Source organism: Streptomyces uncialis (assembly GCF_036250755.1).
Lineage (GTDB): Bacteria > Actinomycetota > Actinomycetes > Streptomycetales > Streptomycetaceae > Streptomyces > Streptomyces uncialis.
In genome coordinates this window covers 4,443,520-4,458,303 of the sequence record NZ_CP109583.1, presented here as the reverse complement: position 1 = coordinate 4,458,303, position 14,784 = coordinate 4,443,520, and the positions used below count along the sequence as shown (strand labels likewise).

The following is a 14,784-nucleotide window of genomic DNA, read 5'->3' as shown; positions in this document are numbered from 1 at the left end:
GGTTGGGCGAGCCGACCGGGTGAAGACCCGAAACCAAACCGGCTCAGGGGAGTTGTCCAGCAAGCATCAGTAACTTGTTCAGAAAAGGAACACCGGAAATGCTCAAGAAGGTCATGGCCGCCGCCGGCGTCGCCGCCTCCGTGGTGGGCGTCGCCGCTGCCGCCGCCGCTCCCGCGATGGCTATCGGCAACGACGGTGGCGTCACCACCGTCAACGGCAACGGTTCCACCCAGGCGTACGGCAACTCCAAGACGCACGGCGATCTGAGCCCGCAGTTCTCGCTCGTCCAGGGCACGCTGAACAAGCCGTGCCTCGGCGTCCCCCTGAAGGCGAACGTCGGCTCCCTGATCGGGCTCATCCCGATCACGGTGCAGGACGTCAACGTCCTGTCCTCCCCGCAGAACCAGCAGTGCACGGAGAACTCGTCGCAGGTCAAGGGCGACGAGCCGCTGTCGCACATCCTCGACGACATCCCGGTCCTCTCGGGCAACGGCGTCGGCAACAACTGACGTCACCCCGGCCCCAGGCCGGACCCGGGCCGTACGGCTCCGCTCCGTCCGTGCGACACGTCGCACGGACGCGGCAGCCGTACGGCCCGTCCGGGAGAGCCCCGGGCGTTCCCGGACGGATTCCGTCCGGTGCCCCGTTCTCCCCGCTCCTCCCGTTCCTCCTGCTCGGGCTGATCCCTTTCCGCCGGATGGTGTTCCGTTCGCCGCTTCCGGTGTTTCCCGTGCTGTCCGGATGCCTTCGGCGGACCGAGTGGTCCGTGTCTTTCAGGTTGTTCGGGTGAATACCGAAAAAGCCCACGGATCGCGGGTTTCCTCGTCCGCCCGTGGTCGTTTGTCAATCAGCCGGTCATGGTGCGGGTCATCGATATGGACCCGCTCGGTTCCGCCGACATCCCAGACCTGACCGCAGAGAGAGGGAAAATCTCGTGAAGCTCAAGAAGACGGCGGCCGCTGCCGCCGGAGTGATCCTGGCCATGGGTATCGCCGCCCCGGCGGTCGCCGACGCGGGCGCCACAGGTGCCGCCATCGGTTCGCCGGGCGTCCTGTCCGGCAATGTGGTCCAGGTCCCGATCCACATCCCGGTCAACGTCTGTGGCAACAGCATCAACATCATCGCGCTGCTGAACCCCAGCTTCGGCAACGTCTGCGTCAACAGCTGACGCTCCGACGCATCGGGCCGCCTCCACGGCCGCGTCACCGTCGGCTCCCGGAACCGTCCCCCGACGGTCCCGGGGCCGACGCCCCGCGCCTCCCGCGCACGCTTTCCCCCCCACCCCCGCACGGCGAACCCCCACCGTCCACAGCGAACAGGAGACCCCTCCATGCGACAGGCCCTCAGCAAGGGCATGCTCACGGCCGCGGCCGCGACGAGCATCCTGTCCCTGCCAGGAGGTCACGCGTTCGCCGCGGACGCGGACGCCGCGGCGGTCGGCTCGCCCGGTGTGCTCTCCGGGAACACCGTCTCCGCCCCCATCACGGTGCCGGTGAACGTGAGCGGCAACAGCGTGAACGGCGTCTCCGCGCTGAACCCCACCTTCGGGAACACCGCGGTCAACGAGACCGGCGGCGCCTCCCGCGGTGGCCCCCACCCCGGCGCCGTGAGCCACCGGCCCGGTTCCCCCCACGACCCGTACGCGGCCCCGGCGCCCGCCAAGCACGCGGCCCCCGGCGGCTCCGCGCGCCCCGGCGCCCCCGCGAAGACGGACACGGCCAGGACAGGTACGACCGCGATGTCCAGCACCTCCGCGAAGAAGGACGCCCCCGCGCGGCCCGGCGGCCCGGCGAAGCACGCGGCGCCCGCCTCCTCCGGACACCAGGCCCCGGCCGCCAAGGCCGGTGGACCCGCGAAGCGGACGGCCTCCGGCCGGCACGCGGCGCCCGCACGGCCCCTTGAGCCGGTCACCCAGGGACGGGGCGCCACCGGGCGCTCCGGCAAGCACGCGAAGCCCGGCCAGGACACGCTCGGCGGCGGCAGCGCCGCCCGCGGCGCGGCGGTGGGCTCACCCGGGGTGCTCGCCGGGAACCTGGGCCAGGTGCCCCTCAGCGTCCCCGTCAACCTCTGCGGCAACACGGTGAACGTGATCGCGCTGCTGAACCCCGCGTTCGGCACGTTCTGCGGCAACTCGGCGAAGCCCGTACGGCCCGTGACGCCGGTGACCCCGGTGACGCCGCCCGTGGTGACGCCGCCCCGGGTCACCGTCCCGCCGCGTGAGCACACCCGGGTGGTGCCGCCGCGGCCCTCGCCCGAGCGGCCGGCCGTCCGGGTGCCCGGACAGGTCCCCCCGGCGCACGCGGTGCAGACGACGCCCGGCAGGGCCGTCCTCGCCGACACCGGCGCGGGCGCCGGGACCATGGGCGCGGCGGCGGCCTCGCTCGCGCTGCTCGTCGGCGGCGGGGTGCTGTACCGCCGCGCGACGCTCGCCGCCCGCCGCTGACACGGCACCACTCGCCCCGCACCGCTGTGCCCCAGGGCCCCGGCCGTTCCGGTCGGGGCCCTCGGCGTGCCCCGGTACGGCCGGGCCGCCGGGGGCGCGGTCGCCCGCGCCCCCCCGGGGATCAGGGGGTGCGGGCCCGGTCGGGGGCGGGGGACGCGGGGGACGGCAGCCGCGGGGGGCGGACGGGGGTGCGGGACTGGTGGCGGACATGGCGCCGGACACCCCGTACGAGACGGCCCGCGGTGTACGACGCGCCGTGCACGAACCGCATCGCGGGACCGAACCCCGAGGCCGTGACCAGCCCCGCCAGGAACAGCCCCGGCCAGGACGACTCGAAGTCCCGTCCCACGTCCGGCGAACCGTCCGCGAGCGGCATCAGGGACGCCCGCAGATCGGGGGAGAGCATCCGCAGCCGGTCCCGGCCGGCCCGGAACCCCGTCGCGGCGATCACATGGTCGGTGAGCAGCGGCACCGGCGCCCCGGCCGGTCCCCGCACCTCCAGCCGCACCCGTCCGTCCCGGACGCCCGCGCGCACCGCCTCGTGCCCGGGGAGGACCTCGACGGACGGCTCGAACCGGTCGCGCAGCCACCACGCCCCGGCGGGACCGAGCGCGGTCGCCGCGATCCGGGTCCGGCCGCTCTCGGGCAGACGGCGGAACGCGCCGGGCAGCTCCGCGTAGCACCAGTTGCGCCAGCCGCAGCCGAGCCCGCTGTGCGGGGCGCGGACGGAGTCCCACCAGGGGCGCCGCCAGGCGGGCGGCAGACCGTTCCAGTTGAGGGTGTGGGAGCGGGCCAGGACGCGGACCCGGGTGCCCTGCTCGGCGAGCAGCGCCGCCGTCTCCAGGGCGGCCTGGCCCGCGCCGATCACCGTGACATCCGCGTCCCGGAACCGGGTCAGGTCGCCGTGGTGGCTGCTGTGGGTGACGTACTCGGGGCCGAGGCCGCGCAGCGGGCCGGGGACGTCGACGAACGGCAGCACGCCGACGGCCAGGGCCACGGACCGGGCGTGGAAGGGCTCGCCGTCCTCCGTGAGCGCGCGGAAGCCGCCCGTGCAGGTGTCGACGGTACGGATCATCCGCTCGTCCACCCGGGGCACCGCGCGCTGCGCGAACCACAGCCCGTACTCGGCGAACGTCCGTACCGGCAGCGGTACGGCGTGCTCGGTCGGTACGCCGCGCTCGGCGCCGTACGCGTCGAGACCGTAGCGGCGCCCGGGGTCGGAGAGGTGCGAGGCCCAGGGCTCGGACTTGAGGAACATCCCCTCGGGCATATGGTCGCGCCACGCGGCCATCGGGCGGCCGAAGACCCGGACGTCCAGCCCGGCCGCCGCCGCGTGTGCCGCGATCGACAGGCCGTAGGGGCCCGCTCCCACCACCAACAGGTCGTACATCAGCAGCTGCTCGCTTTCGTGTCATGAGGGTTGCCGCGCAGGTCGGCGGGGTGGGCGGCGCACGGGTCGGGGCCCCGGGCGGGGCGGTGCGCGGTGCGGAGGGGGGTCAGCCGGTCGCGTAGGCGTGCGGTGAGGCGGCGGACCGCGTGCCGGGTCCACAGCCGGGCCATGACCCGGCCCGGCACCGGGTCGTCGGCGGCGTACCAGGCGAGTTCGGCGCCGTCTCCCCGGGTCAGGGCGGCCAGGGCGGTGAGCGGCGCGTAGTTCTCGACGACATAGCGGCGGCCCGGCAGCGGGGCCGGGCCGGGCAGCGGACGGTGGGTCAGGTCCAGATGCAGGGCGCGCACCACGTCGAGGCCCTGGCCGTCCGTGAAGAGCCGGAACTGGGCGCCGGGCCGGGGGTTGAAGTCGAGGAGGTGGTACGTGTCGGTGGCCGGGTCCAGCCGGAAGTCGAGGTCGAGGACCCCCCGGTAGCCGAGCACCCGGACCAGCGACTGGGCGGTGGCGTGCAGCCGGGGGTTGGGCACCCAGCGGCCGACGGCGGTGAGTCCCGCGCCCGGCGGCCACGCGCGCTGCTTCCAGCCGGAGCCGCCGCCGAGCACGGCCCCGGTGCGGTCGGCGTACCCGTGGAAGAACCAGTCGCGGCGCGGGCCGGGCGCGAGGTACGCCTGGAGGAGCAGCGGACTGCCCGCCTCGGCCGTGCGGCGGTACAGGGCCTCCGCCTCGGCGGCGGAGCGCACCAGGACGGTGGAGCGCAGTCCGGTGCCGGTGGGCACCAGCCAGGGGCGGCTCCATTTGGCGACCACCGGCGCCCCGAGCTGCCACACCGCGGCGGCGGCCTGCGCGGGGCTCTCGGGGACCAGGGTCACCGGATGGGGGATGTCGAGGGCGCGGCACACCTCCGCCAGTTCGCCCTTGTCGGCGACCCGCTCGGGCAGCGCGCCGGGCTGGCTGGGCAGCAGGTACAGCTCGGTCAGGTCCCGGTAGAGACGGCTCACCGCGATGGCGCCCGCGTCGTCCATGGGGACGAGGACGGCCGGGCGGGCGACCCGGGCGGCGACCCGCCGCAGCACGGCGGCGACCGCGGACAGGTTCGCCCCGGGCGGGGGCGGGGGGTGCATCCGGCACAGATAGCGGGAGCGCGGCACCGGGCTCGCCGCGGATTCCGCGACGACGTGCACCTCCACCCCGCCGCGTCCGAGGGACCGCACCGCGCCGAGCGTGCCGTGGTGGAAGGGGTTGCGGTCGATCCGGAGGAGTACGGCGGGAACGCTCGGGTCCAGTATCGACACGGTGATTTCCTCCAGATTCACTCGCCCAAGTGGGCGGATGGGCGCCCGTGCCGGATTGAAATCCCGTTCGGCGCAATAGGAATACTTATGACTCGGTGTCAACAGACAGGGTCGGGAGTACGGAAACGGAATACGTCCCCAGGAGCAGCGGAATGGCTCATCAGCAACGCCGGATAGTCCACCGACGACTTCTCTCCCTCGCGGCGGGAGCCGTCGTCTCGGCCACCCTCGTGTCAGGTACGGCGTACGCGGCCGGGACCGGCGCGGTCCGGGCCCCGGAACCCTCCGCCCCGGCGGCGGGGCCCGCCGACCCGGGTCCGGCGGACCCGGGGACCACGGACCCCGGGGTGACCGATCCGACCGCGGCCGACCCGACGGCACCCGATCCCGCGCCGCCCGGCCCGGGGTCCGCCGACCCCGCCGCGCCGCCGTCGGCGCCCGCGTCCACCGCGTCCGGGCGGCCCCCCTTCGGGGCCTATCTGGACTACGGGCCGCGCGGGGTGGAGCGGATGGCGGAGCTCAGCGAGTGGCTGGGGGGCGCGGACCTGAAGGTCGGTCACACCTATCTGCCCGGCGACTCCTGGGCCGGTATCGAGGGCCAGGTCGACTTCCTGGCCAACTGGGCGGGCTGGCGCAACGCCCAGCGCGACCGGATGTTCGTCCTCAACGTCCCGATGTCGGACCGCAACGAGCAGGGCATCCGGGACTCCCAGGTCCGCGCCGATCTGCGCAGGGGCGCGGCGGGCGCGTTCGACCGGCACTTCAGGGAGCTGGGGGAGCGGCTGGTCGGTCTCCGGCTCCAGGACACCGTGGTGGTCCTCGGCTGGGAGATGAACGGGACGACGTACGGGCATCGCTGTGCGCCGGACCCGGCGTCGTGGAAGCAGTACTGGAACAGGGTCGTCACCACCATGCGCTCGGTGCCGGGTCAGAAGTTCCGTTTCGATTTCACGCCGAGTCGCGGGAAGGACGCCATCGCCTGGACGGAGTGCTATCCGGGTGACGACACCGTCGACATCATCGGAATGGACTCGTACGACCAGCCGCGGGGCATCACCTTCGACGAACAGGTGAGTGAGCCGTACGGGCTTCAGCATCATGTGGACTTCGCGAAAGCCCACGGCAAGGATATTTCCTTTCCCGAGTGGGGGCTGTTCCGCAACGGCGACAACGCGGAATACATGCGGCGCATGATCGGGTGGATCGACCGTCAGCGGCCGGTTTACCACACGATCACCGACTACTGCCCGCACGGTGTGTGGCAGTGCGACGACAACCCGCGCTCGGCTGCCGTGTACCGCGAACTCCTGTCCGGTACGGCGTCCCCCACGGAGCCGACCGAACCGACGGAGCCGACCGAGCCGACGGAACCCACTGAGCCCACCGAGCCCACCGAGCCCACGGAACCGACCGAGCCGACCGAGCCGACGGAGCCGTCCGACTGCACGCCGCTGGACCTCGGTCCGTGGATCGGGCAGTGGCTCACCGAGGAGGTCTGCGTCCCGGGCGTCCCGGAGCCGCCGGCGTACCCGGGTGAGGAGCCCGAGTGGCCGGACTGGGCCGACCCCGGTGAGTGGACCGACTGGAGCGAGTGGAGCGAGTGGAGCGAGTGGAGCGACTGGAGTGAGTGGGCCGACCGGGCCGGTTCCGGTCCGGACACGCAGGGCGCGCTGTCCGGCGCCCCGGCCGGGCCCTCGCGCGGCGCGTAGCGCGGGCGCCCGGCGCACCCACCGGACGGCGGTGGCGGACCTCTCAAGGCCCGCCACCGCCGTCCGGCGTGCCACCCGCTTCCCGTACCCCGTCCTGCCCCTGCCCCTGCCCCTGCCCCGCCCCGTCCTGGGCTGCCGCGGTGTGTCCCGTCGCGGTGTACCCCGTCCCGGTGTGCCGGGTGCCGGTGTCGCGGGCCGGTCCGGAGCCGCCGTTCGTGCCGGGCGGTCCGCCCGCCGCCCGCTCCCGCAGGACGCGCCGCGCGCGGCGCAGCCGCTCCCGGGCCCAGGTGTCCGCGAGGGGTACGGCCAGCAGCGGCGCGGTCGGGCGGCGGGCCAGCAGCAGCCGCTGGTTGACGACGGTCTCGGGGCGCCAGTGGTGCTTGTACGGTTCGTCGCCGCGCAGCATGCTCAGCACCCCGCCCCGGCCCACGCCCCCGTCGGGCGCCGCCGCGCACTTCTCGGTGTCGGAGCGCAGCAGCATCGTCGCCACATCGGCCTTGCGGGAGCGCAGCCCCGGATGGGCCCCGGCGAGGTAGCCGCCGGTGATCCCGGGTGCCAGCAGGGTCAGGTCGACGGCGACCACCGTGCCGTCCAGGGTGAACTCGGTGACCGCGGCGTGGCCCGAGCGGATCATCGGGACGACCGCCCGCGCCAGATGCTCCCGGAACCTCGGCCGCAGGTGCTCCGCCGTCACCTTGCGTCCCTGCCACTGGAGACGGTGCAGTTCGAGGAGGTTCCCGAGCGCGGCCCCCGCCTCGTCGGCGTCCACCACCCGCTGGCGCACCCCGAGGGCGTCGAGCTTGCGGAGCTTGGCGCGGGCCCGCTGGGCGCGGGGGCGGGGCAGCCGGTCGATCAGTTCCGTGAGCGGCGCGGCCGGGAGTTCCAGGCACACCGAGTCATGGATCAGCCGCTTGGGGCCCGGCCAGACCGCGTACACCCGCTCGGCGGCGGCACCGGGACGGACCTCGCGCAGATCGACCAGGGCCCCCCGGGCGGCGTCCGCGAGGCCCGCCGCGAGCGCGTCGGCGGCGCCCGGGACGGCGTCGTCCAGCAGCACGTCCGTGTAGTCGGCGAGGGAACCGCCGAGCGGCACCAGGGCGGGCACCGGCCGCCGGACCAGGGCCAGCGGGGCCGCCGCCACCAGGTCCGCGCCCGAGCGCACCAGCACCACCCGCAGCCGCCCCCGCCGCCCGTACGAGCGCCACCAGGAGTCGAGCCACGCGTGGTGCTGGAACGGGGTCGCCGCCGAGCAGCGCGCGAACAGCCGCTGCCACGCGGGGGCCAGCGCGGCGAAGGCGTCCGGGTCCCGGCACACCTCCGCCGACAGCGCGGGCCGGGGCGCGGCCACGGGCGCGGCGGGGGGCAGCGGCGCGGGGGCCGTGGCCCCGGCCGGTCGCGGGGCCGTCACCGCTTCAGGTCCGCCGCCGGGGCCGGACCGGGCACGGACACGGGCGCCCCGTCGGCGGCGGCCGGTACCCGGCGGCGCGGGCGGGCCAGCAGACCGAGCCCGCCGAGCAGACCGCCCGCGCTCGCCCCGACCAGCGTGGTCAGCCTCGGGGACGCGGAGCTGGGCGCGGCGGGAGTGGTCGCCCGGGAGAACTGGAGGAGCTGGACATGGGTGTTGTCCTGGGTCCGGTTGGCGTCGATGGTCAGCGCCCGGGACACGGCGTTGGCGATGGACGCGGCCCGCGCCGCGCGGTGCGAGGTCGCGGAGACCGCGACCATCGGGGCGTCCGGCGAGGTGGCCGCCCGTACGCTGCGGCGCAGCTCGGCGACCGGTACACCCGCCTGGACCTGGGCGTTCCCGAGGACCGCGAGCTGGGTCGCCACCCGCCCGTACGCCTGCGCGAAGCCGAGCGCGGTCGCGGGGTCGGCCTTCTCGGTCGGGACGGCGACGACATAGCTGGTCGCCGTGTACTCGGGCGCCTTCAGCTTCCCGTACGCGCCGCCGGCCAGCGCTCCGGCCAGCGCGCACAGGGGCAGCGCGGTCCACAGGGGCAGCCACCGCGTACGGGCCTTCGGGCGGCCCAGGGAGCCGGGGTTGTCGGTCATGGGATGTCACTCCAGGTTCGGACTTCGGTGGGTACGGGACGCGGGGCGCGTCCGCCCCGGGACACGGCGTGGCGCGGCCGGGACGGCGCCGGTCTCACGGGCGGTCGAGGACGGACGCGTAGACCCGGGTGAGCTGTTCGGCGCTGCGGGCGATGCCGTAGTGGTGGACGGCGTCCGGGACGGTCCGCTCCCGGGGCCCCGCGTCCCGCAGCCGCCGTACGGCGTCGGCGAAGGCCGCCGGGCCGGGGGCGACCCGCTCGGCGTCACCGGCCGCGCCGGGCGGCAGGTCCTCCAGGGCCGGGCAGTCCACATAGCGCACGGGCAGTCCGGCGGCCAGCGCCTCGACGGCCGCGAGCCCGAACGCCTCCTGCGGGGAGGGGGAGGCGAGGACGTCCATCGCGGACAGCAGCGCGGACAGGGCGGGGGGCCCGGGGGCGGCCGGGGCGACGGGCGGACCGCCGGGGCCGGCCGGGCGGGGGAGCACGGGGCGGGTCTCGCCGGTGAGGACCACCCGGTCCATGACCCCGGCGCGCCGGGCCCGCTCGCGCAGCGCGGGCAGTTCGGGACCGCCGCCCACGATCATCAGCCGTACCCCGGGCGGCAGTTCGGAGAGCGCGTCGACGAGCTGGTCGAAGCGTTTGCCGGGCACCAGCCGTCCGACCGCGCCGACGACATACGCGTCGGCGGGCACCCCGTACCGCTCCCGGACGGACCGGCGGGCCCCGGGGTCGAAGCGCAGGGCCCCGGGGTCGATGCCGTTGGGGACGACATGGATACGGCGGCGGGGCACGCCCCAGCGGCCCAGCCGTTCGGCGACGGTCGGGGAGACGGCGACGGTGGCGCGCCCGAGCCGTTCGCCCGCGAGGTACAGCCCGCGTACCCCGGCGGTGAGCGGACGGCCCTCCATCCGGGACTCGCCCAGGGAGTGTTCGGTGGCGACGACCGCGCGGACCCCGGCGAGCCGCGCGGCGAGCCGCCCGTACAGACAGGCCCGGTACAGGTGGGTGTGGACGAGGTCGTAGCCGCCGGAGCGGATCAGCGACACCAGCCGGGGCAGTGCCCGCAGATCCCGGTTGCCGGTCATCCCGAGGTGGACGACCCGGACCCCGTCGGCGGTGAGCGCCTCGGCGACGGGTCCCGGGTTGGTGAGGGTCACCACGTCGCTGTGCACGGGGAGATGCCGGATCATCAGCCTGAGCTGCTGTTCGGCGCCGCCGATGCCGAGCCCGGTGATGATGTGCAGGGCCTTCACGGGGACTCCGGCCGGGCCGGACCGCCACCGGGGCGGTGCCCGTCCGTGGAGGGTGCCGGGTGCGTGGGGTGCGTGGGGTGGGCCGGGTGCGTCGGGGGCTGCTGGGCCTGCGGGGCGGGCGGGGCCGCCGTGGGTCTCGTGGCCCGGTCGGCGGGGCTTCGTCCGGCGCTGCCGCGCTCGGTGGTGTCGCGCCCGGTGGTGCTCCGACCGTTGGCGCTCCGCCCGGTGGTGTCGCGGTCCGCCGGGTTCCCGTTCGCGGGGGCGGGGGGTGCCGCCAGGTCGTGGGGGGTCCGGCCGTAGGGGGGCATCGGGCGGCGCAGCGGGCTGAGTCTGCGTTTGAGCTCCAGCCGCATCCCGGTGTCCTCCTGGCCGATGTGCACCCGGGGCAGGGCGAGTTCGCCGGCCAGCGGGCCGGGGGCGATGGCGCAGGCGTAGCGGTACCCGGCGGCCCGGACCGCCGCGACGGCCCGGGGGTCGACGGTGCCGTACGGGTAGCAGAAGCCGGTCACGTCCGCGCCGGTCAGCTCCCGCAGCCGGGCCCGGCTGTCGGCGGTCTCGGCGCGCAGCATCTCGTCGCCCGCACGGGTCAGGTCGACATGGGTGAGGCCGTGGGAGCCGATCTCAACCCCGGCGGCGGCGGCCTCCCGTACCCCGTCGGCGGTGAGGAGGGGCTTGCGGGGGCCCAGCGGGTCCCACGCGTTGTCGCCGCCGAGCCGTCCCGCGAGGACGAACAGGGTCGCCCCGCAGCCCCGGCGGCGCAGCACCGGCAGCGCGTGGTCGACGAAGTCGGCGTACCCGTCGTCGAAGCTGAGCGCGACCAGTCCGGCCGCGTCGCCCCGGGCCCGCGCGGCCACCAGGTCCCGCACGCTGACGGCCCGCAGTCCCCGGCGCAGCAGCCGGACGAGCTGGTCGTCGAGCCGCTGCGGGGAGACGGTGATGCGGTACGGGTCGTCGGTGGGGTCGGCGACGGAGTGGTACATCGCGATCCACTCGGCCGATCCGGACCCGGACCCGCCGGCCCGTACCGGTGGCGCGGGGCGGGGTCCGGCGGCGCCGCGGGGTCCGGCGGCGCCGCGGGGCGCGGCGGGTGTGCGGTACGCGGCGCCCCGGGGCGCGGCGGAGGGCCGGGCGGCGGGCGGGGCGGCCCCGCAGACGGGGGTGGTGCGGGGGCGGGAGGAGGCCGGGGCCGGTGCGGGGTTCTCCCGGTCCGGCACGGAGGAAGGACGGATGCGTGGGGTGTCAGCGGGCATCGGTGCGCTTTCGTGTGACGGGACGGGGGGTGCGCGGGGGCCGGGCGGTGCGGCGCCCGCCCTCGCGTGCTCGGTCGGTCCAGGAGCGCGGGGACGTCACATCGGGCGGGCCGGACGCGCGGGCGGGCCGCCGGGGCAGCGCGTCGGCCCGCAGCGGCCACAGCGCCAGCGGGAACACCACGGCGACCACCAGCACGGCGGCGGCCACGGCCGCCGCCGCGCCCCGGACACCGGGCAGCGCGGCGTCCGCCCAGCGGGCGCACAGCAGCGCCGCGCCGGTCGCGCAGCCCGCCGCCACCAGGGTCTTGGTGAGTTCGGCGGCGACCCGGCGGCGGTGGATCGGCACGCTGCGCGGGCCGGTGCCGCACAGCAGCAGTACGGCGGCCAGGGTGATGCCGGTGGCGTTCGCGGCGGCGATCCCGCGCACCCCGAACGGGCCGACGGCCAGCGCGCCGAGGACCGCGGTCGCGGCGATCCCGGCGGACATCGCGGCCAGCGGGTACCAGGTGGGGCGCCCGGCGGAGAAGTACGTGCGGACCAGCGCGCCGACCAGGGTGTGCCCGAGCAGCCCCAGCGCGTACACCCGCATCACCCCGGCGGTGGCGGCGGTGTCGGCGGCGGTGAACGCCCCGCGCTGGAAGAGGACGTGGACGAGCTGCGGCGCGCACGCCACGATCGCGGCGGCACCGAGCAGCACGACCGCGGCGGCCAGCGTCAGATCCCGTTCGACGCGGCGTCTGGCCTTCTCGGTGTGCCCCTCGGCGAGTGCCCGCGCGACCACCGGGAACGTCACCGTGCACAGCATCAGCGACAGCACCATCGGCATCTGCGCCACCTTCTGGGCGTAGTTCAGATGCGAGATGGCCCCGGCGGGCAGCGAGGACCCGAGGAACCGTTCGATGAGCACCTGCGACTGTCGGCACACCCCGAACAGCAGCACGGAGGCGATCAGCGCCCCACCCGCGAGCCGTACCGCCCGGTCGTCCGCCCCGGTCCCGGTCCCGTCGCCCGCGAGCCGTACCGCCCGGTCGCCGCCGGTCCCGTCGTCCTCGGGGCGCCGCGGCCCGGTCGCCGGAGCCGGGCGTGCCGCCCCCCGCACCCGTACCCACAGGGCGGGGAGCTGCGCGAGGACCATCAGCAGTCCGCCGATGGCGACCCCGGCGGCGGCGGAGCGCACGCCCCAGCGCCCGCCGAGGACCAGCATCGTGGTGATGATGCCGACGTTGTACGCGACGTAGATGGTCGCGGGCGCGAGGAAGCTGCGATGGGCGCGCAGGGCCGCGCCGCAGTACCCGGCGAGCCCGAACGACAGCAGACAGGTCGCGGTCAACCGGGTGCAGTCGACGGCGAGTTCCGGGTCGGGCAGCCCCGGCGCGAGCGCGCCGACCAGCGCGGGCGCCATGACGACGAGCAGCAGCGCGATCCCGCTCAGCGCCAGTCCGAGCCTCGGCAGGGACGCCCGTACCAGCGCGCGTACGGGGTCGGGCCCGGATCTGCCCCGGGTCCGCCGCGCCAGCGCGACGCTGAACGCGGGGACGAGGACCAGCGCCATGCCGTCCTCGATGAGCAGCGTGGACGCGAACTCGGGCACGGTCCACGCCACGAGGAACGCGTCGGTGTCCCGGTCCGCGCCGAAGAGGTGCGCGAGCGTCTGGTCCCGCAGCAGCCCGAGCAGCGCGCCCGCGGCGGTGAGCACCCCGGTCAGCAGCGCCGCCCGCGCCAGGAAGCCCCCGCCCTCCCCCCGTTCCGCGTCGTCCGGGTCCGAGTCTGTGGGCCGGGGTGCGGGCGCGGTGCCGGGCGCCTCGGTCCGGGGCGGGGTGTCGTCCGGGCCGGTACGGGGTGCGGGGGCGGGGGGACCGGTTCGGGGTGCCTCGGTCCGGGGCAGGGTGACGGGCGGGCCGGTGCGGGGTGCGGGGGCCGTGACGGGCGGGGGGACGGTGACGGGTGCGGCGCCGGGGCGGGACGGGGGCGCCGTACCGGTGGTGCCGGGGGCGTCGGATGCCTGGTTCACCGGGCTTCGGCCCCCAGTGCCCACCACGCCACGACGCCCAGCGCGACCGCGGTCAGCACCGTGGACGGGCCGCCGATGTCCGCGTACGCGAAGTCCACCAGCTGCCACACCAGCAGCCCGCAGGCGAGCAGTCCGCAGTCCGCGCCCCGGGCCGACGGCCCCCCGGGCGCCCGTACGGCGGCCCCGCGGACGAGCGCGAGGCGCCGGACGCCGAGCACCAGCAGCGCGCCCCAGCCCCCGGCGAGGGCGAGCAGCCCGAGGAGCCCCTGTTCGCTGAGGACCAGCAGATACATGTTGTGCGGGGACAGCAGGGGCTGGCGGACGAACCCGGAACCCGCCCCGGCCGTGTCGCTGCCGGAGGACAGGGCCAGCGAGGCGTGACCGTCCCGGTGGGCGGGGAAGTTCTTCAGCCCGACCCCGGTGACGGGCCGCTCCCGCCACATACCGACGGCCGCCGCCCACATCGTGTAGCGGTCGAGCACCGACTGGTCGGGCGCGTCGGTGACCTTGGTGATGGAGTCCACCCGTTCCTGGAGCATCGCCGTGCCGACCCCGACCCCGCCGACCAGCACCACGAGCACGGCGGCGAGCACCGCGCCCACCGCCACCGCCCGCCGCACCCCGGCCAGCAGCAGTTGCGCCGCGCACGCCACGGCCGTCGCGATCCACGCGCCCCGGCTGAACGACAGCGCGAGCGGCACCAGCAGGAGCAGCGCGCAGACCAGCGCCACGACCCGCTGCCGCACCGCCGCACCCGTACCCGGGGCCGTCCCCGTGGCCGAACCGTCGGGCGTACCCGTACCCGTACCCGTCCCGGTACCCGGTGCCGCGCCGAGCGCGAGGCCGACCGCGCAGATCACCCCGTACGAGACGACCGTCGCCATGCCCATCACATCGGTCGGGCCGAAGGTGCCGACGGCCCGGATGTCGGCGCCCATGTACGAGGCGCCGGTCCCGGTGGCGTACTGGTGCGCCCCGATCCCGCCCTGGACGAGCGCGAGGCCCACGAACGCCCAGGCCAGCACCCGCAGATCGGCGCGGTCCCGGACCAGCAGCAGCACCGCGGCCGGGACCAGGACGAACACCTGGAGGTAGCGGCCGAGGCCGGTGAGGCCGGTCGCGGCGTCGGCCGCGCCCGTCGCCGCGACCGCGAACCCGACGACCGGCAGCCCCAGCACCACGAGCGCGGTCCGGCTCAGCGCACGCTCCGCGCGCCGTACCGCCCCGGCGACGGCCAGCAGCACCAGCACCCCGGACATCACATCGGCGGGGGTGCCGCCCCCGGACCGGGCGGTGTCCCCGGACACGGGCAGCGCCAGCAGCGCCATCAGCGCGACCACGGGCAGCACCGGCGCGAACCGGCCCGCCGCGGCGAGCGGTCGGGC

11 protein-coding genes and 1 pseudogene are annotated in these 14,784 nt (G+C 76.1%); 4 read left to right on the top strand and 8 right to left on the bottom strand.

Annotated elements, in window-relative coordinates:
• Positions 1–98: 98 nt before the first annotated feature.
• From OG711_RS18400 to OG711_RS18390, 3 genes are all read left to right on the top strand, one after another.
• Positions 99–509 carry a rodlin gene (locus OG711_RS18400; protein ID WP_073783173.1) on the top strand — a complete coding sequence of 137 codons (411 nt, stop codon included), beginning with the start codon at positions 99–101 and terminating at the stop codon, positions 507–509.
• Positions 510–982: 473 nt separating this feature from the next.
• Entirely contained in the window at positions 983–1,168 is a 186-nt protein-coding gene (locus OG711_RS18395) for a chaplin (RefSeq protein WP_107499162.1), read from the top strand.
• A 162-nt stretch (positions 1,169–1,330) separates the two neighbouring features.
• Complete coding sequence (locus OG711_RS18390; protein WP_329559799.1) at positions 1,331–2,443, top strand: chaplin; 1,113 nt, start codon at positions 1,331–1,333, stop codon at positions 2,441–2,443.
• Between the two features lie 121 nt (positions 2,444–2,564).
• Here the strand turns inward: OG711_RS18390 and OG711_RS18385 are convergent, their stop codons facing one another.
• A complete protein-coding gene (locus OG711_RS18385) occupies positions 2,565–3,833 on the bottom strand; it encodes an NAD(P)-binding domain-containing protein (RefSeq protein ID WP_099281120.1) in 1,269 nt (422 codons plus the stop codon).
• Positions 3,833–5,125 (bottom strand): carboxylate--amine ligase, encoded by a 1,293-nt coding sequence (locus OG711_RS18380; protein ID WP_329559798.1) that lies wholly within the window; start codon positions 5,123–5,125, stop codon positions 3,833–3,835. The genes OG711_RS18385 and OG711_RS18380 overlap by 1 nt, the downstream gene beginning before the upstream one ends.
• A gap of 152 nt (positions 5,126–5,277) precedes the next feature.
• Between OG711_RS18380 and OG711_RS18375 the strand changes: the two genes are divergently transcribed.
• Positions 5,278–6,834 carry a glycoside hydrolase family 26 protein gene (locus OG711_RS18375; protein WP_329559797.1) on the top strand — a complete coding sequence of 519 codons (1,557 nt, stop codon included), beginning with the start codon at positions 5,278–5,280 and terminating at the stop codon, positions 6,832–6,834.
• A 43-nt stretch (positions 6,835–6,877) separates the two neighbouring features.
• Here OG711_RS18375 and OG711_RS18370 read toward each other — a convergent pair whose 3' ends face one another.
• The 6 genes and pseudogenes from OG711_RS18370 to OG711_RS18345 all read right to left on the bottom strand — a co-directional run bounded on the left by OG711_RS18370 (position 6,878) and on the right by OG711_RS18345 (position 14,748).
• Positions 6,878–8,242, bottom strand: coding sequence for a GNAT family N-acetyltransferase (locus tag OG711_RS18370; RefSeq protein WP_405673716.1), 1,365 nt, complete (start codon positions 8,240–8,242; stop codon positions 6,878–6,880).
• The gene (locus tag OG711_RS18365; protein ID WP_073783185.1) at positions 8,239–8,886 is read right to left on the bottom strand and encodes a YveK family protein; all 648 of its coding nucleotides are present in this window, start codon (positions 8,884–8,886) and stop codon (positions 8,239–8,241) included. The genes OG711_RS18370 and OG711_RS18365 overlap by 4 nt, the downstream gene beginning before the upstream one ends.
• Positions 8,887–8,980: 94 nt before the next feature.
• Positions 8,981–10,138 carry a glycosyltransferase gene (locus OG711_RS18360; protein ID WP_329559796.1) on the bottom strand — a complete coding sequence of 386 codons (1,158 nt, stop codon included), beginning with the start codon at positions 10,136–10,138 and terminating at the stop codon, positions 8,981–8,983.
• Between the two features lie 311 nt (positions 10,139–10,449).
• A pseudogene (locus tag OG711_RS18355) lies at positions 10,450–11,118 on the bottom strand (polysaccharide deacetylase family protein); the annotation flags it as partial.
• 259 nt (positions 11,119–11,377) lie between these two features.
• Complete coding sequence (locus OG711_RS18350) at positions 11,378–13,399, bottom strand: murein biosynthesis integral membrane protein MurJ (RefSeq protein WP_329559795.1); 2,022 nt, start codon at positions 13,397–13,399, stop codon at positions 11,378–11,380.
• Positions 13,396–14,748 carry an O-antigen ligase family protein gene (locus tag OG711_RS18345; protein ID WP_329563894.1) on the bottom strand — a complete coding sequence of 451 codons (1,353 nt, stop codon included), beginning with the start codon at positions 14,746–14,748 and terminating at the stop codon, positions 13,396–13,398. Before OG711_RS18345 ends, OG711_RS18350 begins: the two co-directional genes overlap by 4 nt.
• Positions 14,749–14,784: the final 36 nt, after the last annotated feature.